This window comes from Vibrio sp. RC2502, from assembly GCF_054850435.1.
In genome coordinates, this window is the sequence record NZ_CM141453.1 from 1345856 (window position 1) to 1366465 (window position 20610).

The following is a 20610-nucleotide window of genomic DNA, read 5'->3' on the forward strand; positions in this document are numbered from 1 at the left end:
GGTGGTATGCGGTGGCTTTGGTATTGCGTTGCTCACACCTTAACAGGGCGTTATGTGTAATGAGGTAGATTTACGTTAATGAGAAAAATTGACTTCGACTTGATGTTAAAAATTGGAAATAAAATTTGTTTATTGGCGTTTGTTCTGTATCTATTCTCAATGCTCGTGTATCCATTTGTAACTTCAAATTTCAATTGGGAGCATGTTCATTCTGTTTGGTATACATGGCAGGCTCTAAACGTCGGAGTTTTAGCATTTGCTTCTAGCGTAATAGCTTTCAACATATCAAGATACAACGCAAATAAACAAACTGAACGAGAGTTTATTGCTTCTAAAGCACTATTACCGAAAGCCCTAAGCGAACTTTGCGAGTATTGTGAAGGCAGCAGTAAAATTGTCGTGGAGTCATATGAAAGAGGGCGTTCGAGAAAACTGCGAAGAGATAAGTTGACTTCCACTGTAACCCCATACCCAGACTTTCATGTGGCTGTATTTCAAGATTGTATTCGACACGCACAACCAGAAGTGGCGGGCTACTTGGCAAATATTTTGATGTTATTGCAAATTCACCACTCAAGAATGCAGTCAATGCCCTCAGAGACTGGCTCAAACTATTCTTACTATAAATCTTGCGTTTATAGCTTAGCTCATATTCAAATATTAATTGATAACATATTTGACTTTGCGCGTGGTATGGAAGAGTTCGAAAAGAAGGTTATGAATTGGGAGCGATATGCTGGCATATATAGGCGTTTTGGTATAGATACTGATGATTGTGAAGACTTAAAAAAATTTACACTTTCACAGATTTCAAGAAACACATAACAAAGCGTTTAAGACGGATTCACAACGCTTGGCAGTTTGGGTTTTAATCAGCTTAAGTGTTTACGGTGTAATGGTTTAGGTTGGGTGGTCGCGTTGTTCACCCCTTAACGCGGCGTTATATTTTACAAGGAGTGTATATGAAAAAACTGAGTATATTGTCACTAAGTTTTTTAATTTTATGTGGTTGTGCATCAAAACAGGAAGTGTATCTGACACAATCTCCAATAAAAGTTGAGCAACATGACTTAGGTGATTATTGGGTTCAGTCGTCAGAGGATTTTAGATTTAGTTTGAAGTCTAATATAAAGGTGCCAAAAACAGGTGGTTATGTCTTAATTAACTATTTAATAGACTCGAATGGCCAGATATTTAATCCTACAATTGTTGAGTCGTCTCCTAAGGGTGAATGGGATCTAATTGCCTTAAAAGCGTTAAGTAAAGTTGAATACGTACCATCCGAGTCTAACTCACTGAATATACCAGTATATGTGACAACTGAAATTAAATTTTCGGAATAGAAAAATATAACAAACTGTTCAAGAGGGATTCGCAACACGTGGCATTTTTACTATGCGTTGACTTTAGTGGTTAAGGTGGTTTGCGGCGGTTTCGGTATTGCGTTGCTCACCCCTTAACAGGGCGTTAGCCCACAAGAGAGAAGTAAAAAGTAGAGTTCGATGATCAAAGGTAAAGTTGTAGAGTGGAATGACTCAAAAGGTTATGGATTCATTTTGGCATTAAATGGTGAACTAAGAGTTTTTCTCCATATATCAACGGTTCAGAGTAAAGGTCGACGTCCTAAGATCGATGATGAAGTTAAATTTGAAGTTAACGAAGACAAAAAAGGGCGTTACAACGCCACTAATGTAACAATTCTAGGTTCCGGCTCGGTACCTTCAACAATCATGTTTAGCATCGTTTACTTAGTCTTAGCGAGTACAGCTGTGTTCGTATTAGGTGGTGAGAAGCTGTTCATTGCAGCTTATATCCTGATGTCCATTGTAACCTACGTAATGTACGCAATAGATAAAAATGCCGCTCAAAACGGCAAATGGCGGACACCAGAAAATACGCTTCATCTTTTATCGTTACTCGGTGGTTGGATGGGGGCATTATGTGCTCAAAATCAACTTCGTCATAAGTCTAAAAAACAGCCATTTAAATCGATTTTGTGGCTGACGATATTCGTAAATATTGGAGCATTTGTTTGGACATTCACTCCATCAGGTTCGGTGTTCGTTCAGAACTTTATTAGCAATTGGTTCTAGCACTAGCTGTGAGATGTGGGCTAACAAACTGTTCAAGAGTGATTCGCAACGCGTGGCATTTTCACTATGCGTTGTGTTTAGTGTTTAAGGTGGTATGCGGCGGCATAGGTATTACGTTGCTCACACCTTAACAGGGCGTTAGGTTTATTGTCGATATCAGGAGGTCAATTTGATCATTCGTTTAATGACGGAAAAGGATTTACCAAGTGCAGCTCTCGTTCATAAGTCTGCGTTTGTTAGGCAAAACTACTCAAATGAATGGTTAGAATGTAATTTGAATGCCTTCCCACGTTACTTAATTTATGTAGCTGATATTGATAATGAAATCGTCGGTTATATTATTTGGGTACAGAAAAGTGGCTTTCGTCCTGAAGCCGTTTTGGAATTAGAGCAACTAGCCGTCATGCCGAATTATCAGGGAAATGGTATTGGTCGAAAGCTGATCGTCGAATCATTGCCTCAGGTAAAAAATCAGCTTGCTCTTAAACAATCTATTTTGAAGCACGTGTTGGTTACTACAAGAGCTGATAATTATGCTCAAGAATTATATAAAAGTACTTTAGGCGCTGAAGTCGAGACGACAATTTCCAATTTATATTCGGCCGATGAAGTGTTGATGATTGCCCGGAACATTGGCAAACAAACCTAACAAACGCTTTAAGGCGGATTCGCAACGCTTGGCGGTTTTGGTTTGAATTGGCTTTTGTGTTTAAGGTGTAATAATTGAGTGTCGTGGTAGAGTTGCTCACCACTTAAGCGGGCGTTAGGCGACGGAGAGGAAAGTTCTTTGTTCTCATCTTCTTAGTTCCCTTTGGCAATTCGTTTTTCTAAGTCGGCAATTTGGTATTGTCGGCTCAAATTCTTGAATATCTCCAGCTGTAAAACATGCCAATTTTCGTGGGTTGCCTCATTGGTTTTTGGAGTTGGTTAGTGGTGAGTTTCACTGGCTCAAAGTGTGGAAAGGGCAAGTCAATTGAGGCTTTCGATTTTGCTGCTAGTTTGTAGCTTTGGCACTTTCAGGTTCAAAACCTGCTTTGTTGCTGAAGGTCAGCATTTCGTGGTTGTTGGAATCTTGGCTGAAACATAGTGACATTTGTGGTTCTTGAATCACAAAAAGTCAGCGGGTGTTTGGTTGCTTATTGTGTTTCGGGTAATCTGCTTTCAAACCAACTTAAAGACTGGCGGGAAACTTCGCCTAACAAGGCGTTTAAGGCGGATTCACAACGCTTGGCGATTTCAGTTCAAGTTGAATTTAGTGTTTAAGGTACAATGGTTTAAGTTTGGTGGTTAGCGTTGTTCACCACTTAACGCGGCGTTAGCTGTATTATGGAGTCAGCACGATGATTACAATTAGAAATTACAGCGTAGAAGATGCCAAAGCACTATGGGATATTCACTTTTATACAATTCGGAATATTAATATTCGTGACTATTCTCAAGCTCAAGTCGAAGCTTGGGCTCCAGAACGTCTAGATCCGTCAGTCTGGGAAAAAAGGATGAAAGGGTTATCTCCATTTGTTGCTGAAATAGACGGTGTCATTGTTGGCTACACAGATTTGCAAGCTAGTGGGCTTATAGACCATTTCTTTTGTCACCATGAGTATCAAGGCAAAGGTGTAGGTAAAGCTTTAATGAATCACGTTTTTAAGGTTGGCAATTCGCGCGGTATAAAACGTTATTTTTCTGAAGTCAGTATCACTGCTCGTCCATTTTACGAACACTTCGGTTTTAAAGTCGTTCAAGCCCAAGAAATGGAAGTCCGTGGTCAAAAACTAAGAAACTTTGTAATGGAAAAATACAGCTAACAAATTGTTCAAGAGGGATTCAGCACGCGTGGCATTTTTACTATGCGTTGGTTTTAGTGATTAAGGCGGTATGCGGTAGCATCGGTGTTGCGTGCTTCACCCCTTAACAAGGCGTTAGCAATATAAGAGTAAATCAATATGTCAGGAATCACGGATTTAGATGAACTATTGCGCTCTATGAGTCCAAAGTTAGCGGAATCAGAGTTTGTGTTTTGTACAGTCTCTGGTGTTCTAACAGACTATGTTGAGCTAAATCCAGTTGCTACGTTTATTGAATCTGAGGGTTTAACTTTGGTTCTAGAGAAATCAGCGGCAGAAAAGGCAGGTTTGTCGTTTGATGGTACATATTGTCAAATAACTCTGACGGTGCACTCCAGTTTGGAAGCTGTAGGTCTTACAGCAGCAGTGGCTAGCAAGTTAGCATCAAAGGGTATTAGTGCTAATGTCATTGCAGCTTATTATCACGACCATATCTTTGTTCAAAGTGGTAAAGCTGAAGCGGCAGTTTCAGCATTAGAAGAGTTCAGTGCATAGGGTTAAGCCATATTGCTAACAAAGCATTTAAGACGGATTCCCAACGCTCGGCATTTTTGGTTTACTTTGAATTTAGTGTTTACGGTACAATACTTTAAGTGCAGTGGTCTGCGTTGCTCACCACTTAATGCGGCGTTATAAATTATCACAGTGAGGAGAACAAATTGTCCGGTAATGACACGAACTATTCGAAGGAGTTGGTGATTTTCATCAACTCAGTCGCTGCTTTTATTATGATCTTCGCATTGAAGTTCGCATATGGCACGCTTTATTTGAACCTTATGGAGTCTGGGAGTGATCGCTCTTGGGTAATTGGTAGCATCGTTAGTGCTTTTGTTGTCACTACCGTATGTGTTGGTTTGTTTTTGCGGAAAGAGATAGCAAGGAAAGTGGCAATAGGAGGTTCAGTATTGGGGCTATTTATATTTCCTGTTGGTACTTTGGTTTCTATAGTTTTTGCGCTGTGCTTGGTGAAAAATAAGGCCTACTACAAATAATTTATAACAATCAATTTAAGAGGGATTCTCAACGCTTGGCATTTTTGCTTCTACTTCAAATTTAGTGTTTATGGCACAATTCTTTAGTTTTGGGTGGAGGCGTTGTTCACCCCTTAATTGGGCGTTATGTTCTAGGAGGTAAATTGAACATTAATTGGGAAAAAATTGAGAAAGTATTCAGGTTATTCTTCCCTGAGTTCTCAAACAAAGTAACTTGGGCTGTAGTCATTGCCGGTATCGGCCTGACCTCGACTTCATTAGTGCAAAGTATTATCAATGCGTTCTTGGAAACTCAATTTAATATTAGAATTTTAGGTCCATACGATTCCCTTATCGGCGTTGTCCTAATTGCCTTTGGGTTGATTCACAACATATTGCTACAAAGAGAAAAAACTAAAATTGAGGTGAATGGCAAGATTGAAGTTAATAAACAAGCCATTGAGCATGACAAGGCTTTATTCGAGCACCTCGATAATATACTGGACGACGAATACTTAATGCGCTTCTTTGAGGGTGTAGAAGTAAATCATGCCTATTTTTATAGTAAAGTTAAGCCGCTCACGGACTTTATGTATGAAATTGAAAAGGTTAAAACTGAATTCGTACTGGAACCCATAGCATCATCTCTCAATCAATTAAAGCCAGTAACACGTCAACTGGACGAGTTTTTTGTCTGTAACTTTGATGCTTATGGTCCAGGGAGAGGTGATGATTTTTGGTTATGTTTACATCCTCAATGGAACTGTGACAGAGCTGGAAGTTGGGATGACTTCGAGGGATCTAAAAAATATGATGTCGCTATGAGGGAGCTATTTCAGATCATTGATAACTATAAAGAATTGTATAAAGTTTATCGGCTTAATGTGAAAAAAGAGTTATGCATTTAGTTCGAACATAACAAAGCATTTAAGAGTGATTCCCTACGCTTGGCATTTTCAGTTCAAGGTTGGGCATCGTGTTTACGGTGGTATGGTTTAGCTTCGTGGTAGCGTTGCTCACACCTTAATGCGGCGTTAGCAAGCTTAAAGGAGTAAGTGTATGTTTTCGCATTACATATTATATGTATTGAATCAAGAAGCGAGTTCCAAATTCTATGAACATGTATTGGGTTTAACCCCAGTATTAAACGTTCCGGGCATGACAGAGTTTCAGCTAAGTAACAACTGTAAGCTAGGTTTGATGCCGTATGCGGGCATAAACAAACTATTAGGTATGGACTGCACATCCTCTAGTGAAGCTTGCCTTAACCCTAGCTCAGAGTTGTACCTAGTAGTAGTAGATCCTCATGATTACCACAAACGTAGCTTGAACTTTGGCGGCGTAGAATTGAGTCCGGTGCAGGAAAGGGATTGGGGGCACATTGTAGGTTATAGCAAAGATATTGATGGCCACATCATAGCCTTTGCAAAACCTTGCTAACAAAGCATTTAAGAGGGATTCACAACGCTTGGCAGTTTTGGTTTGAACTAGCTTAAGTGTTTACGGCACAATGGTTTAGGTTAGGTGGTGGCGTTGTTCACCCCTTAATGCGGCGTTAGGCTAATCAGGGAGATTATGATGTCACTTTGGATTTTGATTCCGCTTTCATTTTTTCAACTTGGAGTGGGTGGCACTATTGGTTTTGGACTTATATTCCTCTCTTGTATAGAGCGGGAAGAGAAGCTTTCTGATTTCAACAATAATGTTTGTGTAGCGTTATGGTTTCTATATTCCATCTCGGTATTCGCGAGTTTCGGACTAGTAATTTATTTTTACTTAATTGATAGCCAAGCATCGTATTATTTATTGTATTTAACACAATGGGTATTGTTGGCCATTCTTGTCATCTATTGGCGAATCGCGAGCGTAAAATTAGCCTAACAAAGCGTTTAAGTGGGATTTGGCACGCGTGGCATTTTTAGTTTGCGTTGAGTTCGGTGGTTACGGCACTGTGCGGTAGCTTTTGTATTGCGTGCCTGCACCCCTTAACGCGGCGTTATGTGCTAAGGTAAAGCAAGTTATAACGTTCTCACAGTGTTTATTTTAAAAGGATTTATTATGCACGCGATTTATTTACCTCTACTGATCTTTATTGTTTATGCAGTGGTCAACTCAATAATTGGATTCTTTTTAGGTGAAAGGAAGCTGAATAAAGGTGTAGCAGGGGCAATTTTTGGATTTATATTCGCATTTATCCCGCCATTAAATTTCATTTTCTTAGCCTTGTTGTACTTTAAAAAAACGCCGTTGAATGCACACAATTGATCTTTTTGTGAGCAACACAAGATTAGGCCCTTAACTGTTAATGTATTGAATACGCTGTACAAGCGCACATAACAAACTGTTCAAGAGTGATTTGCAACACGTGGCATTTTTACTATGCGTTGATTTTAGTGTTTGAGGTGGTATGCGGCGGCATCGGTAATGCGTTGCTCACACCTTAACAGGGCGTTAGGTGCTTGAAGGAAAAGGTAAGTATGGAAATTGCTTTTCGGCAGATAAATATTGATGATTTCGAATTATGCGTTGCTGCGAGAAAAGATGCATACTTTTGTAGTTTTGGGCATTACGATGGTTTCGACGACTTCATCAGTGGTTATCGTGAACGAGTCTTAGACAGGTTAGCAACATCAGAATGGTTCTATATCCATGTATTTGTGGATGGTCAGTTTGCAGGGCAGTTAGAGTTTCGCAGTTTTTCACCTGAGCCGGAGACTGGCTATGTGCATCTCATTTACTTAAAGCCGAATTTTCGTGGTTCAGGACTTGCTCCAAAAGTGCAGGATTATATTGTAAGCACTTTGAGTAAAGCGGGTTGTTTGCGTGCTGTACTTTCAGTAAGCCGAACTAACCATCGAGCTCTTACATTCTATAAGCGCCATGGTTGGGAGTTCGTGCGCAAGAATCTCAAGCACAATGAAACAGACTTTTACCAACTTTGGCTACGCACCTAACAAACTGTTCAAGAGGGATTCGCAACGCGTGGCATTTTCACTATGCGTTGGTTTTAGTGTTTAAGGTGGTTTGCGGCGGCTTCAGTATTGCGTTGCTCACCCCTTAACAGGGCGTTAGGAAATTTGAGGAAAGTTATGTACGCGGTGATAGTAGAAAATGATGTTTCTCAATGGGACGATGATACAGGCGTTTTGTATCATTTTCCGAAGAGGTACTTAAAGTATCTAGAGCCAGGAACTCAAGTTATTTACTACAAGGGACGTATTAAAGACAAAGCGTATCAAGTAAGTAGATTGTCTAACGAACCTCACTATTTCGGTATTGGAACAATCGGCAAAGTATTTCCCGATAGAAATAGTACTAAAAGTGACTACTTCGGCACTATCGATAGTTTTGAAACATTCGCTAAGCCAATCCTTGCCAAAATAGATGGTAAGTATTTAGAAAGTATTCCCTCTAACCTAATATCAAATTATTGGCGAAACGGTGTTAGGCCTATATCCAAAGAAAACTACGATCTGATATTAGGACACCTTTCTAAAGATGCCTTGCAAACTGCTAAGCCTAAGTACGGAGTGGAAGAGAATAGTGACCAATCAAACATGTTTGAGTCATTTCATGAGGGTAACTTCAATAAGAAGTACGTCACTACTTATGAGAGAAATCCAAAATTAAGGCGCCAAGCAATAGCAATTCATGGGGCTATCTGCGCTGCGTGCGGTTTCGACTACGGTAAAGTTTATGGCAGCATCGGCGAGGGTTACATTCATATCCATCATAAAGTTCCAGTGTCGCAATTAGGTATTTCAACGTTAGTGGATCCAGAAAAAGATCTAGTCCCTTTATGCGCAAATTGTCACGCAATGGTTCATAGGAAAAAAGATCAGACTCTGTCAGTCGAAGAACTCAAAGTATTGTTGGGTTCAAATTCCTAACAAACTGTTTAAGAGTGATTCGCAACGCGTGGCATTTTCACTATGCGTTGGTTTTAGTGTTTAAGGTGGTATGCGGTGGCTTTGGTATTGCGTTGCTCACACCTTAACAGGGCGTTATAGCGCTCGATAAAATTGAATATGGATGGTCATGGATAATATCGAAAAAGAGCTCTATCAAGCAGCAATAGAACTAGTAAATATGTGATATCCTTCTGGTTGGGGTGGTGCTGCGGCTGTTAGAACAGAGTCAGGAAAAATATTAACAAGTATTGCTCCTGATACCAAAAACGATGCTCTTTCACTATGCATGGAAGTGGGAGCGTATTTAGAGGCTCACAAACTCAATGAGCGAGTGACTCACTCATTATGCCTGTGTCGTGAGAACGAGAACGATGAATTTCTAATCTTGTCACCATGCGGAGTTTGCCAGGAGCGCCTTGTCCACTGGGGTGGGGATGTCAAAGCAGCAATAACAACTCTAGAGAATGCATTGGTTTTCAAACCTATACGAGAATTAATGCCTCATCATTGGTCACTTGTGAACGGCAAACCGCTATAACAAACTGTTTAAGAGTGATTCGCAACGCGTGGCATTTTTAGTATGCGTTGGTTTTAGTGTTTAAGGTGGTATGCGGCGGCATCGGTATTGCGTCGCTCACACCTTAACAGGGCGTTAGGAAATTTGAGGAAAGTTATGTACGCGGTGATAGTAGAAAATGATGTTTCTCAATGGGACGATGATACAGGCGTTTTGTATCATTTTCCGAAGAGGTACTTAAAGTATCTAGAGCCAGGAACTCAAGTTATTTACTACAAGGGACGTATTAAAGACAAAGCGTATCAAGTAAGTAGATTGTCTAACGAACCTCACTATTTCGGTATTGGAACAATCGGCAAAGTATTTCCCGATAGAAATAGTACTAAAAGTGACTACTTCGGCACTATCGATAGTTTTGAAACATTCGCTAAGCCAATCCTTGCCAAAATAGATGGTAAGTATTTAGAAAGTATTCCCTCTAACCTAATATCAAATTATTGGCGAAACGGTGTTAGGCCTATATCCAAAGAAAACTACGATCTGATATTAGGACACCTTTCTAAAGATGCCTTGCAAACTGCTAAGCCTAAGTACGGAGTGGAAGAGAATAGTGACCAATCAAACATGTTTGAGTCATTTCATGAGGGTAACTTCAATAAGAAGTACGTCACTACTTATGAGAGAAATCCAAAATTAAGGCGCCAAGCAATAGCAATTCATGGGGCTATCTGCGCTGCGTGCGGTTTCGACTACGGTAAAGTTTATGGCAGCATCGGCGAGGGTTACATTCATATCCATCATAAAGTTCCAGTGTCGCAATTAGGTATTTCAACGTTAGTGGATCCAGAAAAAGATCTAGTCCCTTTATGCGCAAATTGTCACGCAATGGTTCATAGGAAAAAAGATCAGACTCTGTCAGTCGAAGAACTCAAAGTATTGTTGGGTTCAAATTCCTAACAAACTGTTTAAGAGTGATTCGCAACGCGTGGCATTTTCACTATGCGTTGGTTTTAGTGTTTAAGGTGGTATGCGGTGGCTTTGGTATTGCGTTGCTCACACCTTAACAGGGCGTTAGTTGCCAACGAGGAAAGCGCAGCTAAAGCAGAATGTTTAGAGTTAAAATCAGTGTGTTTTTGGCTCGGTTTTCGTATTTCAACTTCTAGTTATTTGGGTCTGTAAAATCGTGCGTTGGTTTCTTTTGTTGTTGGACTCTCTATTTCAGAAACCGATTCACTTGTTGAGAGTCAGCTTTGTGACATTATCATTTTCAAATGAGCTTTTTGGTGTGATCAGTCCGTTTTCTACGGCGCTTTGAGTTCCAAGTGGTTTCAGTGGCAGGCGCTTTGAAACTACGCCGGACTCGAGTTTTTCGATACACGTAAAGCTAGTGTTGGCAAAGTGGCAATTAACTTCAAATCAAAGGTTTAAGTTTGGCAACTAACAAAGCATTCAAGAGGGATTCACAACGCTAGGCAGTTTTGGTTTGAATCAGCTTAAGTGTTTACGGCACAATGGTTTAGTTTGGGTGGAATGCGTTGTTCACCCCTTAATGCGGCGTTATGTGCAGGAGGCACAATGATAGTTAGATATATAGCAATTTTCCTAATTGCTCTAAGTATCGGCGCATATGCAAGTTTTTATGTTATCACCGAGCAAGTAGAAGTATTTAGGAAAGCTGAGTACCAAAAGGGCTTAGAGAAAGGTTCACACGAATTCAGGTTAGTGATGGGCGAAGGCTCTGCACCTCTAGTCGAAAAGTCGAATCTATTAGCTCGCTATACAATGTGTGAACTCGATGGTGTTGAATCAGATGCACTCGCTACAGTTTTAGTATTGGACTCTTTGCAGGTAGGAATATTGACTAAACAAACTCATGAACTTATTGCAGACACCTTACAAACAACACTAAGCCTTTATACCAAACTAGATGGCAAATATTCTGAGCAGGGTGTACTGAACCAAATGTTAGTTCAGTATTGTGAAGCTAATTTGCAGTTCTTTGGTGACTGTTCAAAAATGCAGAACTTAGCAGAAAAAGACCTAAGTAAACACAGTCCCAAATGCACATAACAAAGCATTTAAGAGTGACTCACAACGCTTGGCGATCTCAGTTTAAATTTGGCTTTAGTGTATAAGGTGCAATGGTTTGGTTTAGGTGTTAAGCGTTGTTCGCACCTTAATGCGGCGTTAGTTTGCAAGAGGAAAAACGCAGCTATATCGCAAGTTCTAGTGGTAAAAGCTCAAGGTCGAAATTGTCGTATCGGCGTTCAATTTCAGTGTTAACTAGTGTGGTGAAAACCCAAAATTGGCATTGTTTCACGGTTGATTTGTTCTTTGGTGCGGCGAATTTTTGGTTAACTGAGTTGAACTTTTTTGCTGAAACTCTGCTCGTTGAGTTTGTTGGTACAAAATCCGATTTACTCGCTGAAATGACGTTTTTTCTGGTGTGGTAAGTTCCACGTGGTTTCAGTGACTTTGTTGAAAGTCCGCATTGTGAGATTGGTTTTCCAAAAGCACTTTTTGGTGTTGTGAGTTCGTTTTCTGCTGCGTTGTTTGTTTCACGTGGTTTCATTGAGTAGCCGCTTTGAGACTACGCCTGACTTAATTGCATCAAAGCACATAAGGTTTGTTGTTTTCAAAATTTAAAATAACGTAAAATCAACTCCTTGGGTTTGCAAACTAACAAACTGCTCAAGAGGGATTCGCAACGCGTGGCATTTTTATCATGCGTTGGTTTTAGTGATTAAGGTGGTGTGCGGCGGCTTTTGTATTGCGTTGCTCACCCCTTAGCAGGGCGTTAGTAGCCAGAAAAAGCTAGCAATCAAAATCATGTTTCTGAGCTTAAAATTTAGCAGCAGTTTGTTTGGAACACAGATTCATCGTCGATCATTAGAACTTAGTTTTAGCTGTTTTGAGTCCAAAATTTTGCAAGTGTCCTAGCGATTGTTTTGTTCTTTGGTGCTGACAGAGCAGGGCAATCGAGAGTTTGTTTTTGGTTGCAACTCCGCTCGGTGAGTTTGTTGGTACAAAAGCCGATTTACTCGCTGAAATGACGTTTTCTCTGGTGTGGTAAGTTCCACGTGGTTTCAGTGACTTTGTTGAAAGTCCGCACTGTGAGATCGGCTTTCCAAAAGCGCTTTTTGGTGTTGTCAGTCCGTTTTCTGCGGCGTTGGCTGTTCTAAGTGGTTTCATTGAGTAGCCGCTTTGAGACTACGCCTGACTTAAATGCATCAAAGCACATAAAGTTTGTTGTTCGCAAAGTTTAGTTCGGCTTAAAATTATCGCTCGGTGCCTCGCGACTAACAAACTGCTCAAGAGGGATTCGCAACGCGTGGCATTTTTACTATGCGTTGAATTTAGTGATTAAGGTGGTATGCAGCGGCTTAGGTATTGCGTTGCTCACCCCTTAGCAGGGCGTTATGCGCTTTTATCGTATTGAATATATAGGATGTTATGAAAGTAGTATGGATACACGGTCCTCCGGCAGCAGGTAAGCTTACTGTAGCTAAAGAGTTGAATGAACAATTTGGGTTCAAATTAATTCATAATCATTTAGCAGTAGATCTTAGTCTTGCAATCTACGATGAATTTGGAGCCAAGGACTTTCATGAGTTCACGGATAATATTCGTAGGTTAACACTCCGAAAAGCTAAAGATATTGGTGTTCAATATGTCGTTATGACGTGGGTAGTTTGTTCTAAAATTCATCAGAAAGAAATTCAAGGCTATTTAGATTTCTTCAAACAAGAGCAAATTGACTTTTATCCGGTTCACTTGTCGCCATCAAGGTCAGAGTTGTTACGTCGGGTTGAATCACAAGAGCGCAAGCCGACACATAAAATTTCGTGTGCAAATCAATTATCTAGCTTTCTGGAACAGTGTGAATATGCACCAATTGAAACGCCAAAAACGATACATATTGATAACTCAGATTTGTCACCAGACAAAGTTGCAAAACTAATAATCGAGCACATAAATTAAAACGCGCATAACAAGCGCTTCAAGACGGATTCGCAACGCGTGGCATTTTCACTATGCGTTGATTTAAGTGATTAAGGTGGTATGCGGTGACATCGGTATTGCGTTGCTCACCACTTAAGCGGGCGTTATGCGTACTAATTACCAAGGAAGAATTAAAGTTGAAAGGAAACTGTTTGTGTGGAGAGGTTTCGTTTGAGTTGTCAGGCGAATTGCCACCCATCTATCAATGCCATTGTTCTCTGTGTCGCAAGGTATCGGGTTCTTCATCAAATTCAGCGTTGATAGTTGAAGCATCAAATTTTAAGTGGCGTTCCGGCGAACATCAAATTAGGTCATTTTCTACGACCTCAGGTTTTAAATCTGAGTTTTGCTGTCAATGCGGTAGCCCAGTACCGAATATCAGCTCAAGCGGTGATTCATATTGGGTGCCAGCTGGTCTGCTGTCCGAACCTGTGGATACAAAAGTTTCTGCTCATGTTTATGTTGGTTCTCATGCTAGTTGGGATGTGGGTTTTATAAATGACGGTATACCGAAATTTGATACGATGCCAACTGAGAAAGATTGGTTAAAAATATGCAGGTAACGCACGCATAACAAGGCGTTCAAGAGGGATTCTCAACGCTTGGCAGTATTGGTTCAAAGTTCAGCTTTTGTGTTTATGGCACAATGGTTTAAGTCGGGTGGTATAGCGTTGTTCACCCCTTAACGCGGCGTTATGTTTTAAGGAGGAAACTTGAAAACTGGTGTAACTATAAGCTTGGCTCAAATCCCGATCGTGAGAGGCGACTTATGTGGGAATATTGAAAATCATATTAAAATGATCAAGAAATCATCTTCTTACAAAGCCGATGTTGTCGTTTTTCCGGAATTATCATTGACGGGCTATGAACTAGACTTGGTTGCTGAGCTGGCTTTTTCGCCTGAGCCGTTGAGTTTTAAAGAACTATCTCAAGCGTCAGTTGAAAATGAGATTATAGTTATTGCAGGTTGTCCGCTAAAAGCTAACAATTCCTCAAAGCCAACAATAGGTGCGGTAGTTTGTTTTCCCGATGGCTCAGTCCAATTTTATTCAAAGCAATATCTACATGAAGGCGAAGAGAAGTATTGTTCTTTTGGGGCGACCGATTATTTTTTTACTGTTAATGGGCATCAAATAGCACTGGCTATTTGTGCCGACTTCACAACACCGGAACATTCTCAGCGGGTTAAAAAGCTCGGTGCGGATGCTTATGTTGTAAGTGCTCTAATTTCTGGTAATGGCTTTACCCCTGATTCTAAAATCCTATCCGAAATTGCTTTAGAACACCGAATCCCTGTACTTCTAAGCAACCATATATCAGAAACAGGTAGCTGGGAAACTTGTGGTAAAAGTTCAGTTTGGGATTCATTTGGGAAGCTCGTTATTAGCTCTAGCGAAAAAGAAAGTGGTTTGGTTTTGTGTACTATTGCTGGCAATGAGCTCGAGGCTACTAAAACATAACAAACAATTTAAGAGTGATTCAGCACGCTTGGCATTTTTAGTTTGAATCAAGTTTAGTGATTATGGTGTTCAATTTGAGTTTGTGGCAGCGTGCTTCACACCTTAATTGGGCGTTATACGTAATGGAAGTATGAAGATATTCTCAGTTGTTACATTAATGACTCAGCTGGTATTAATATGCTGGTCGAAATACTATGGTCATGTTGCCAATGCGGAAATAATGAAGCTAGAAGCAACCCCGGAATCGTCTATGGTGGAAGTTCTTTCTAAATTTCAGCATTATAACGACTTGGATGACTGCCTAAGCTACCTGGCAATAGTAATTTGGATAATTTCCATTGTCGTTTTGTACAAGAATAACGCTTCAAGTACTAAGTTGGTTCAGTTGTGTATTTTACTGCCTATCTTAGTGAGTTTTGTTCTGAGCTTAATTTAGTATGATGCTTCCAAGCTATTAAGAAATCGACGAAATTACGTATAACAAAGCGTTTAAGAGGGACTCCCAACGCTTGGCGGTTTTAGTCCAAAGTTTGGCTTATGTGTTTACGGCACAATCTTTAAGTTTCGGGGCATAGCGTTGTCGCCCCTTAACGCGGCGTTAGCTATTTCTCGAATATAAAGGAGTACCAGTGGTAAAAGTTCTCGTTAGTTCATGTTTGGTTGGAAACAACGTTAGATACAATGCGAGCTGTTTATCAGTCAAAGAGCCTGAGCTGCTCTGGCTCAAGTCAAACGCAGAACTGGTGGTCTTTTGCCCCGAAGTATCAGCAGGTTTACCTATTCCTAGAGCACCTGCTGAAATCATTGCTGGTAAAGGTGTTGATGTGCTTGATGGTTTGGCAAACGTTGTTGGAAATGATGGCATTGACGTTACTGAACAATTTGTAAGTGGGGCAGAGAACGCTTTGGAACTTTGTAAAAAACAGCAAATAAAATATGCGATACTTGCAGAGGGCAGTCCTTCCTGTGGCAGTTCAAAAATTTATGATGGTACATTCAACGGGATTAAAATCGATGGCTCGGGGGTTGCTGCTGCATTGTTAGAGCGCAATGGCATTAAAGTCTACAGTCAACATACGATAGCTAAACTCCGAGAAGCGTTGGAAGAACATAGCTAACAAACTGTTTAAGAGTGATTCGCAACGCGTGGCATTTTTACTATGCGTTGTGTTTGGTGTTTAAGGTGGTATGCGGAGGCATCGGTATTGCGTTGCTCACACCTTAACAGGGCGTTATATTTTTTGGGGACTATAATTTTGGAAGTAAGTATGGAAGTTTCCGTTGTAATATCTGTTTTGGCTCTGATAGCGTCTTGCCTCTCTGCTCTCTATTCTCGTTGGTCAGTAAAACAAGCGAGTCGAGCTAATGATATTGGTCGATTAAATGCGTTACTTGCACTGAAAGAGCATTATCTTAGGCTTCTCGAAAAACAGAATGGTGTAAAGATTAATCCAAGGCAAGATGACCTTCATTCAAAGGCGTTTCTCTACAACGTAAAAAAAGGAAGCGAGCTAGAAATAAAGCTTCGTGAAGTAAACGAGCAGATAAATAGTTATCACAAAAAAGTTATCGAAAACAAAATATAACAAAGCATTTAAGACGGATTCCCAACGCTTGGCATTTTTAGTTTGAATTAGCTTTAGTGTTTAAGGCGTAATGGTTTAGTTTGGGTGGTAGGCGTTGCTCACCACTTAACGCGGCGTTATGGCTCACAAGGTAAGCAATCTCAGAAATGAAGGTTGTCCGCATCAAATTTACGGTATCATGCACAATTGACTAAACTGTAGTTACTTATGCTTATACCAACTAATACACCTCCTTCCTCAAATGTATCTTGCTCAAACTGCAAAGCTTGCTGCTGTCGTCTTGAAGTTATGATTATCTCTGATACTGGCGTGCCAGAAGAGTTCATCGCACGTGACCAGTATGGCGGTGAAACAATGATGCGATTAAATGATGGTTGGTGTGCGGCTTTAGACAGAGACACTCTAATGTGCACAATTTATGAAAATCGTCCTTGGATATGTCGCGAATTCGAAATGGGTTCTAATGAGTGCTTAGATGAACGTGTTAAGTTTATATAAAACAACCGATTAGCGTTTCTATTTATTCGTGAGTTGTAAGCCATAACAAAGCGTTTAAGAGGGATTCTCAACGCTTGGCAGTTTTGGTTCAAAATTTAGCTTTTGTGTTTATGGCACAATGGTTTAGGTTGGGTGGTATGCGTTGCTCACCCCTTAACGCGGCGTTAGGCAAATAGGAGCAAATATGGACATTGCTGTACTAACTTTTGACGGATTTAATGAACTGGATTCATTTATAGCAGCGGGTATTTTGAACCGTATGAAAGACGCAGGTTGGAACGTGCAAATAACGAGTCCCTCTCAATACGTCACTTCAATGAATGGAGTTACAATCCAATCTCAACAACCTCTTGAGTTTGCTAATAGTGCCAACGTCGTATTATTTGGTAGCGGTGTACTAACGCGTGATATCTCTCAAGACAGAGATATACTTTCAAGGCTACAGCTAAACCCTGAAACGCAGTTAATTGGTGGACAATGTTCAGGTACGTTGCTCATGTCAGCACTTGGTTTACTGCATCACATACCAGCTTGTACCGATTTAACAACAAAACCTTGGGTTGTGGAATCAGGAGTGACTGTTTTAGAACAACCCTTTTATGCCAAAGGTAATATTGCTACAGCAGGTGGTTGTTTATCATCGAAGTACTTGGCTACGTGGGTGATTAGCAAGTTATCGGGTCGGACGGACGCAGAATCGGCAATTCATTATGTTGCGTCTGTCGGTGAAAAAGAGAGCACAGTTCAGCACTGTATGTCAGTAGTGGGTGCATATCTATAAAATTTGCCTAACAAAGCGTTTAAGACGGATTCACAACGCTTGGCGTTTTCGGTTTGATTTAGCTTAAGTGTTTACGGTGCAGTGGTTTAGGTTGGGTGGTGGCGTTGTTCACCACTTAACGCGGCGTTATGCGTAATGAAGACAAGGATAGTCTGTTGAACATAATATTTGATTTAGACGATACATTGCATGACAAAAGTGCGTCTCTTAAAAGTTATGCTGATGAGCTTTTAAATACAACGCTGAATAATCTAGTTGTACCGGAACAACGGTTTGTCAGTGAGTTTATTGCTCAAAACAATATCATCCAACCTAAAACTCAAGTTTTTAGAGTATTAGCTGAACGCTTTAACTTTTCGCCAAAACTTGAGCGAGAGCTATTGTTAGCCTTTGACCGTTCCTTCCATGAGTTTTCGGTTCCTTTCGATGGTGCGCAGGAGACATTAGCAATGTTGAAAAATAGTGGTGTTTCCATCGGCTGTATAACGAATGGTCGGGACTTTTTTCAAAAGCACAAAATTGCGGCTTTGGGGTTCGATGAGTACTTTGATTTCATAATTACATCAGGCGGTGTTGGTGTTAAAAAGCCTGATTTAAGTATTTTTAAAATGGGTTTAAGTAAATTTAGCGATAGCGACCAAAAGGTGTGCTTTTGCGGAGACAGTTTGTCATCTGATATGGCTCCTGCGAAAAATTTAGGTCTTGTGACATTGTGGAAAACTGAAAAGTTGCATAAACCAGAGTACGTTGACCATAGTTTTTCTACTTTTCAAGAGTTCGATCAGCTATGGCGAACAACGTTAGTTTACGCATAACAAAGCGTTTAAGGCAGATTCGCAACGCGTGGCATTCTCAGTTCAAATTGAGTTTTGTGTCTAAGGTGCAATGGTTTAGGTTAGGTGGTTGCGTTGCTCACTACTTAACGCGGCGTTAGCTTTTACAGTGAAATAGGGAGTCAGATTTGCTCGTTTGGACAGTAACTTTTTTGGTTGTCGGCACAATTCTGTACTTAAATATCAGCGTGTCATATTGTGTATTTTTATCTGAAGGGTTCAGCCGAAAGCAAAAGATTAATGCGCTAGTTTTGTGTTGGTTACTACCAATTATCGGCTCTTGTCTCATACTGTACTCGGTATTAGATGATGTGCCGATAATTAGAAAAAAGGGCTTTGGTTTAGGAAATTTACTATTTCTCTCTTGGGTAATATCGCTAAACAAAACCCCTAGTGATATTGACTGTAATGCTTCAGAATCTGTAGACGACGACAGTTAAAAGCTAACAAATTGTTCAAGAGGGATTCGCAACGCGTGGCATTTTCACTATGCGTTGATTTTAGTGATTAAGGCGTTATGCGGCGGCATCGGTATTGCGTTGCTCACCCCTTAACAAGGCGTTAGTTGCCAACGAGGAAAACGCAGCTAAAGCAGAATGTTTAGAGTTAAAATTAGTGTGTTTTTGGTGGCGTTTCGTACTTCAATTTTGAATCGTTCGGGTTTGTGAAAATCGTTCTCAGGTTTCTTTTGTGGTTGGATTTTCCGTTTCAGAAACCGATTTACTTGTTGAAAGTCAGCTTTGTGGCATTGTTTCTCCAAAAGGTCTTTTTGGTGTTGTCAGTTCGTTTTCTACGGCGTTTCGTGTTCCAAGTGGTTTCAGTGACAAACGCTTTGAAACTGCGCCTGATTTGAGTCTATCAATACACATAAAGCTGGTGTTGGCAAAACGGCAATCAACTTCAAATCAAAGCGTTAGGTTTGGCAACTAACAAAGCATTCAAGAGGGATTCACAACGCTTGGCAGTTTTGGTTTGAATTGGCTTTAGTGTTTACGGCACAATGGTTTAGTTTGGGTGGAATGCGTTGTTCACCCCTTAATGCGGCGTTAGGTTTTAGCAATAGTATTCGGAGAATATTTTATGAAATTTGAAAGTAGCAACGAAGATCATATCTTTAGTATTGAGATGTATGACGACAACGCTTCTGCACGAGTCAATAATTTTCTAAAAACTTCAGTTCACCTTGATATAGTTGATTCACCGAACAGTGATTCCGTTGAAGCTAACCTAATTATTCTAAAAGGTAACGGTGAGTTACCAGAGGTATTTGTTACTGATGACGCATTGCATATCAGTACAAAAGGCCTCTGGGAAAAGTCTAGCTTGGCCGCTTCGCTATTAGCTGCCGCAGAGTTGTTAGAGCCAGGGATCATTACGTCAGTTGACGAGCAGAAATAAAAACCTAACAAACAATTTAAGAGTGATTCAGCACGCTTGGCATTTTTAGTTCGAGTTGAGTTCAGTGTTTACGGTGCTCCAGTTGGGTTATGGGGTTGCGTGCTTCACACCTTAATTGGGCGTTATGCCTCAAGGAGGAAAAATGGTGCAAGGATACAGAATCAGCACGGATAAAAGTCACCTCAACTTTGAGGTGATCTACGAATTTATCTCAGAAAGTTACTGGGCGTCAGGAATACCAAAACATACCCTAGAAAAAGCCATTTCAAATTCCCTTTGCTTTGGTGTCTATGATAGCCATGATTTTCAAGTAGGCTTTGCTCGCCTGATAACAGACAAAGCAACGTTTGCTTACCTTGTTGATGTATTCATAGTAGAGATGCACCGAGGAAAAGGTTTGAGCAAGTGGCTCGTTGAAAGAATAGTGTCTCACCCTGATCTGCAAGGTTTAAGGCGTATGGTATTGGCAACAAGAGATGCGCATGGTTTGTACGCGCAATACGGTTTCCAACCAATTGAAAATCCAGAGATACTAATGCAAATTTGGCATCCAGATGTTTACCGTAAGTCAGAGGCATAACAAACGCTTCAAGACGGATTCGCAACGCGTGGCATTTTTACCATGCGTTAAGTTTAGTGATTTAGGTGGTGTGCGGAAACATCGTATTGCGTTGCTCACCACTTAAGCGGGCGTTATGTGCTATCCATCCACCTTT

25 protein-coding genes and 1 pseudogene are annotated in these 20610 nt (G+C 40.5%); 25 read left to right on the top strand and 1 reads right to left on the bottom strand.

Annotated elements, in window-relative coordinates; translation table 11 throughout:
* The first annotated feature begins 78 nt into the window (after positions 1-78).
* From ACYJZR_RS06305 to ACYJZR_RS06370, 14 genes and pseudogenes are all read left to right on the top strand, one after another.
* Complete coding sequence (locus ACYJZR_RS06305) at positions 79-825, top strand: hypothetical protein (protein WP_406966480.1); 747 nt, start codon at positions 79-81, stop codon at positions 823-825.
* A gap of 137 nt (positions 826-962) precedes the next feature.
* Positions 963-1343 carry a TonB family protein gene (locus tag ACYJZR_RS06310; RefSeq protein WP_406966481.1) on the top strand — a complete coding sequence of 127 codons (381 nt, stop codon included), beginning with the start codon at positions 963-965 and terminating at the stop codon, positions 1341-1343.
* A 159-nt stretch (positions 1344-1502) separates the two neighbouring features.
* The gene (locus tag ACYJZR_RS06315) at positions 1503-2093 is read left to right on the top strand and encodes a cold shock and DUF1294 domain-containing protein (RefSeq protein ID WP_311018156.1); all 591 of its coding nucleotides are present in this window, start codon (positions 1503-1505) and stop codon (positions 2091-2093) included.
* Positions 2094-2277: 184 nt separating this feature from the next.
* Positions 2278-2742 carry a GNAT family N-acetyltransferase gene (locus ACYJZR_RS06320; RefSeq protein WP_140155432.1) on the top strand — a complete coding sequence of 155 codons (465 nt, stop codon included), beginning with the start codon at positions 2278-2280 and terminating at the stop codon, positions 2740-2742.
* Between the two features lie 691 nt (positions 2743-3433).
* A complete protein-coding gene (locus tag ACYJZR_RS06325; RefSeq protein WP_406966471.1) occupies positions 3434-3898 on the top strand; it encodes a GNAT family N-acetyltransferase in 465 nt (154 codons plus the stop codon).
* 138 nt (positions 3899-4036) lie between these two features.
* On the top strand, positions 4037-4432 hold the full coding sequence (locus tag ACYJZR_RS06330; RefSeq protein ID WP_406966470.1) for an ACT domain-containing protein: 396 nt from the start codon (positions 4037-4039) through the stop codon (positions 4430-4432).
* Positions 4433-4596: 164 nt separating this feature from the next.
* Complete coding sequence (locus tag ACYJZR_RS06335) at positions 4597-4929, top strand: hypothetical protein (RefSeq protein WP_140178143.1); 333 nt, start codon at positions 4597-4599, stop codon at positions 4927-4929.
* 143 nt (positions 4930-5072) lie between these two features.
* Positions 5073-5816 carry a hypothetical protein gene (locus ACYJZR_RS06340; protein ID WP_332205045.1) on the top strand — a complete coding sequence of 248 codons (744 nt, stop codon included), beginning with the start codon at positions 5073-5075 and terminating at the stop codon, positions 5814-5816.
* Positions 5817-5967: 151 nt separating this feature from the next.
* Positions 5968-6348: a VOC family protein gene (locus ACYJZR_RS06345; RefSeq protein WP_406966469.1), complete on the top strand. Its 381-nt coding sequence runs from the start codon at positions 5968-5970 to the stop codon at positions 6346-6348.
* A gap of 1037 nt (positions 6349-7385) precedes the next feature.
* Positions 7386-7862 (top strand): GNAT family N-acetyltransferase, encoded by a 477-nt coding sequence (locus tag ACYJZR_RS06350; RefSeq protein WP_406966467.1) that lies wholly within the window; start codon positions 7386-7388, stop codon positions 7860-7862.
* A gap of 135 nt (positions 7863-7997) precedes the next feature.
* Positions 7998-8798: an HNH endonuclease gene (locus ACYJZR_RS06355; RefSeq protein ID WP_021448777.1), complete on the top strand. Its 801-nt coding sequence runs from the start codon at positions 7998-8000 to the stop codon at positions 8796-8798.
* A 148-nt stretch (positions 8799-8946) separates the two neighbouring features.
* A pseudogene (locus tag ACYJZR_RS06360) lies at positions 8947-9357 on the top strand (cytidine deaminase).
* Positions 9358-9492: 135 nt separating this feature from the next.
* Positions 9493-10293 (top strand): HNH endonuclease, encoded by an 801-nt coding sequence (locus tag ACYJZR_RS06365; protein WP_021448777.1) that lies wholly within the window; start codon positions 9493-9495, stop codon positions 10291-10293.
* 618 nt (positions 10294-10911) lie between these two features.
* Positions 10912-11406, top strand: a complete 495-nt coding sequence (locus ACYJZR_RS06370; RefSeq protein ID WP_100661986.1) for a hypothetical protein — start codon at positions 10912-10914, stop codon at positions 11404-11406.
* 819 nt (positions 11407-12225) lie between these two features.
* Here the strand turns inward: ACYJZR_RS06370 and ACYJZR_RS06375 are convergent.
* On the bottom strand, positions 12226-12528 hold the full coding sequence (locus ACYJZR_RS06375; protein WP_053314549.1) for a hypothetical protein: 303 nt from the start codon (positions 12526-12528) through the stop codon (positions 12226-12228).
* Positions 12529-12789: 261 nt separating this feature from the next.
* On the opposite strand from ACYJZR_RS06375, the gene ACYJZR_RS06380 reads away from it, so the two are divergent.
* The 11 genes from ACYJZR_RS06380 to ACYJZR_RS06430 all read left to right on the top strand — a co-directional run bounded on the left by ACYJZR_RS06380 (position 12790) and on the right by ACYJZR_RS06430 (position 20474).
* Positions 12790-13317, top strand: coding sequence for an AAA family ATPase (locus ACYJZR_RS06380; RefSeq protein ID WP_025527050.1), 528 nt, complete (start codon positions 12790-12792; stop codon positions 13315-13317).
* An 86-nt stretch (positions 13318-13403) separates the two neighbouring features.
* Positions 13404-13901 carry a GFA family protein gene (locus ACYJZR_RS06385; RefSeq protein WP_461715847.1) on the top strand — a complete coding sequence of 166 codons (498 nt, stop codon included), beginning with the start codon at positions 13404-13406 and terminating at the stop codon, positions 13899-13901.
* Positions 13902-14051: 150 nt separating this feature from the next.
* Positions 14052-14798, top strand: coding sequence for a carbon-nitrogen hydrolase family protein (locus tag ACYJZR_RS06390; protein ID WP_461715848.1), 747 nt, complete (start codon positions 14052-14054; stop codon positions 14796-14798).
* Between the two features lie 629 nt (positions 14799-15427).
* The gene (locus ACYJZR_RS06395; protein WP_029849863.1) at positions 15428-15916 is read left to right on the top strand and encodes a 2-thiouracil desulfurase family protein; all 489 of its coding nucleotides are present in this window, start codon (positions 15428-15430) and stop codon (positions 15914-15916) included.
* A gap of 150 nt (positions 15917-16066) precedes the next feature.
* Complete coding sequence (locus ACYJZR_RS06400; RefSeq protein ID WP_044023840.1) at positions 16067-16384, top strand: hypothetical protein; 318 nt, start codon at positions 16067-16069, stop codon at positions 16382-16384.
* 207 nt (positions 16385-16591) lie between these two features.
* Positions 16592-16882: a YkgJ family cysteine cluster protein gene (locus ACYJZR_RS06405; protein ID WP_461715849.1), complete on the top strand. Its 291-nt coding sequence runs from the start codon at positions 16592-16594 to the stop codon at positions 16880-16882.
* Positions 16883-17066: 184 nt separating this feature from the next.
* Entirely contained in the window at positions 17067-17663 is a 597-nt protein-coding gene (locus ACYJZR_RS06410) for a DJ-1/PfpI family protein (RefSeq protein ID WP_461715850.1), read from the top strand.
* A 128-nt stretch (positions 17664-17791) separates the two neighbouring features.
* On the top strand, positions 17792-18478 hold the full coding sequence (locus ACYJZR_RS06415) for an HAD family hydrolase (RefSeq protein WP_461715851.1): 687 nt from the start codon (positions 17792-17794) through the stop codon (positions 18476-18478).
* A gap of 708 nt (positions 18479-19186) precedes the next feature.
* Entirely contained in the window at positions 19187-19426 is a 240-nt protein-coding gene (locus ACYJZR_RS06420) for a hypothetical protein (RefSeq protein ID WP_237458071.1), read from the top strand.
* A gap of 150 nt (positions 19427-19576) precedes the next feature.
* Positions 19577-19894 carry a hypothetical protein gene (locus ACYJZR_RS06425; protein WP_021448742.1) on the top strand — a complete coding sequence of 106 codons (318 nt, stop codon included), beginning with the start codon at positions 19577-19579 and terminating at the stop codon, positions 19892-19894.
* A gap of 145 nt (positions 19895-20039) precedes the next feature.
* Complete coding sequence (locus ACYJZR_RS06430; protein WP_046268212.1) at positions 20040-20474, top strand: GNAT family N-acetyltransferase; 435 nt, start codon at positions 20040-20042, stop codon at positions 20472-20474.
* Positions 20475-20610: the final 136 nt, after the last annotated feature.

Excerpts from the sequence above, each read along its gene's own strand:
- ACYJZR_RS06305 (WP_406966480.1), top strand. The coding sequence starts at position 79 with ATGAGAAAAATTGACTTCGACTTGATGTTAAAAATTGGAAATAAAATT.
- ACYJZR_RS06310 (WP_406966481.1), top strand. The coding sequence starts at position 963 with ATGAAAAAACTGAGTATATTGTCACTAAGTTTTTTAATTTTATGTGGT.
- ACYJZR_RS06315 (WP_311018156.1), top strand. The coding sequence starts at position 1,503 with ATGATCAAAGGTAAAGTTGTAGAGTGGAATGACTCAAAAGGTTATGGA.
- ACYJZR_RS06320 (WP_140155432.1), top strand. The coding sequence starts at position 2,278 with ATGACGGAAAAGGATTTACCAAGTGCAGCTCTCGTTCATAAGTCTGCG.
- ACYJZR_RS06325 (WP_406966471.1), top strand. The coding sequence starts at position 3,434 with ATGATTACAATTAGAAATTACAGCGTAGAAGATGCCAAAGCACTATGG.
- ACYJZR_RS06330 (WP_406966470.1), top strand. The coding sequence starts at position 4,037 with ATGTCAGGAATCACGGATTTAGATGAACTATTGCGCTCTATGAGTCCA.
- ACYJZR_RS06345 (WP_406966469.1), top strand. The coding sequence starts at position 5,968 with ATGTTTTCGCATTACATATTATATGTATTGAATCAAGAAGCGAGTTCC.
- ACYJZR_RS06350 (WP_406966467.1), top strand. The coding sequence starts at position 7,386 with ATGGAAATTGCTTTTCGGCAGATAAATATTGATGATTTCGAATTATGC.
- ACYJZR_RS06355 (WP_021448777.1), top strand. The coding sequence starts at position 7,998 with ATGTACGCGGTGATAGTAGAAAATGATGTTTCTCAATGGGACGATGAT.
- ACYJZR_RS06365 (WP_021448777.1), top strand. The coding sequence starts at position 9,493 with ATGTACGCGGTGATAGTAGAAAATGATGTTTCTCAATGGGACGATGAT.
- ACYJZR_RS06370 (WP_100661986.1), top strand. The coding sequence starts at position 10,912 with ATGATAGTTAGATATATAGCAATTTTCCTAATTGCTCTAAGTATCGGC.
- ACYJZR_RS06375 (WP_053314549.1), bottom strand. The coding sequence starts at position 12,528 with ATGAAACCACTTAGAACAGCCAACGCCGCAGAAAACGGACTGACAACA.
- ACYJZR_RS06380 (WP_025527050.1), top strand. The coding sequence starts at position 12,790 with ATGAAAGTAGTATGGATACACGGTCCTCCGGCAGCAGGTAAGCTTACT.
- ACYJZR_RS06400 (WP_044023840.1), top strand. The coding sequence starts at position 16,067 with ATGGAAGTTTCCGTTGTAATATCTGTTTTGGCTCTGATAGCGTCTTGC.
- ACYJZR_RS06405 (WP_461715849.1), top strand. The coding sequence starts at position 16,592 with ATGCTTATACCAACTAATACACCTCCTTCCTCAAATGTATCTTGCTCA.
- ACYJZR_RS06410 (WP_461715850.1), top strand. The coding sequence starts at position 17,067 with ATGGACATTGCTGTACTAACTTTTGACGGATTTAATGAACTGGATTCA.
- ACYJZR_RS06415 (WP_461715851.1), top strand. The coding sequence starts at position 17,792 with ATGCGTAATGAAGACAAGGATAGTCTGTTGAACATAATATTTGATTTA.
- ACYJZR_RS06425 (WP_021448742.1), top strand. The coding sequence starts at position 19,577 with ATGAAATTTGAAAGTAGCAACGAAGATCATATCTTTAGTATTGAGATG.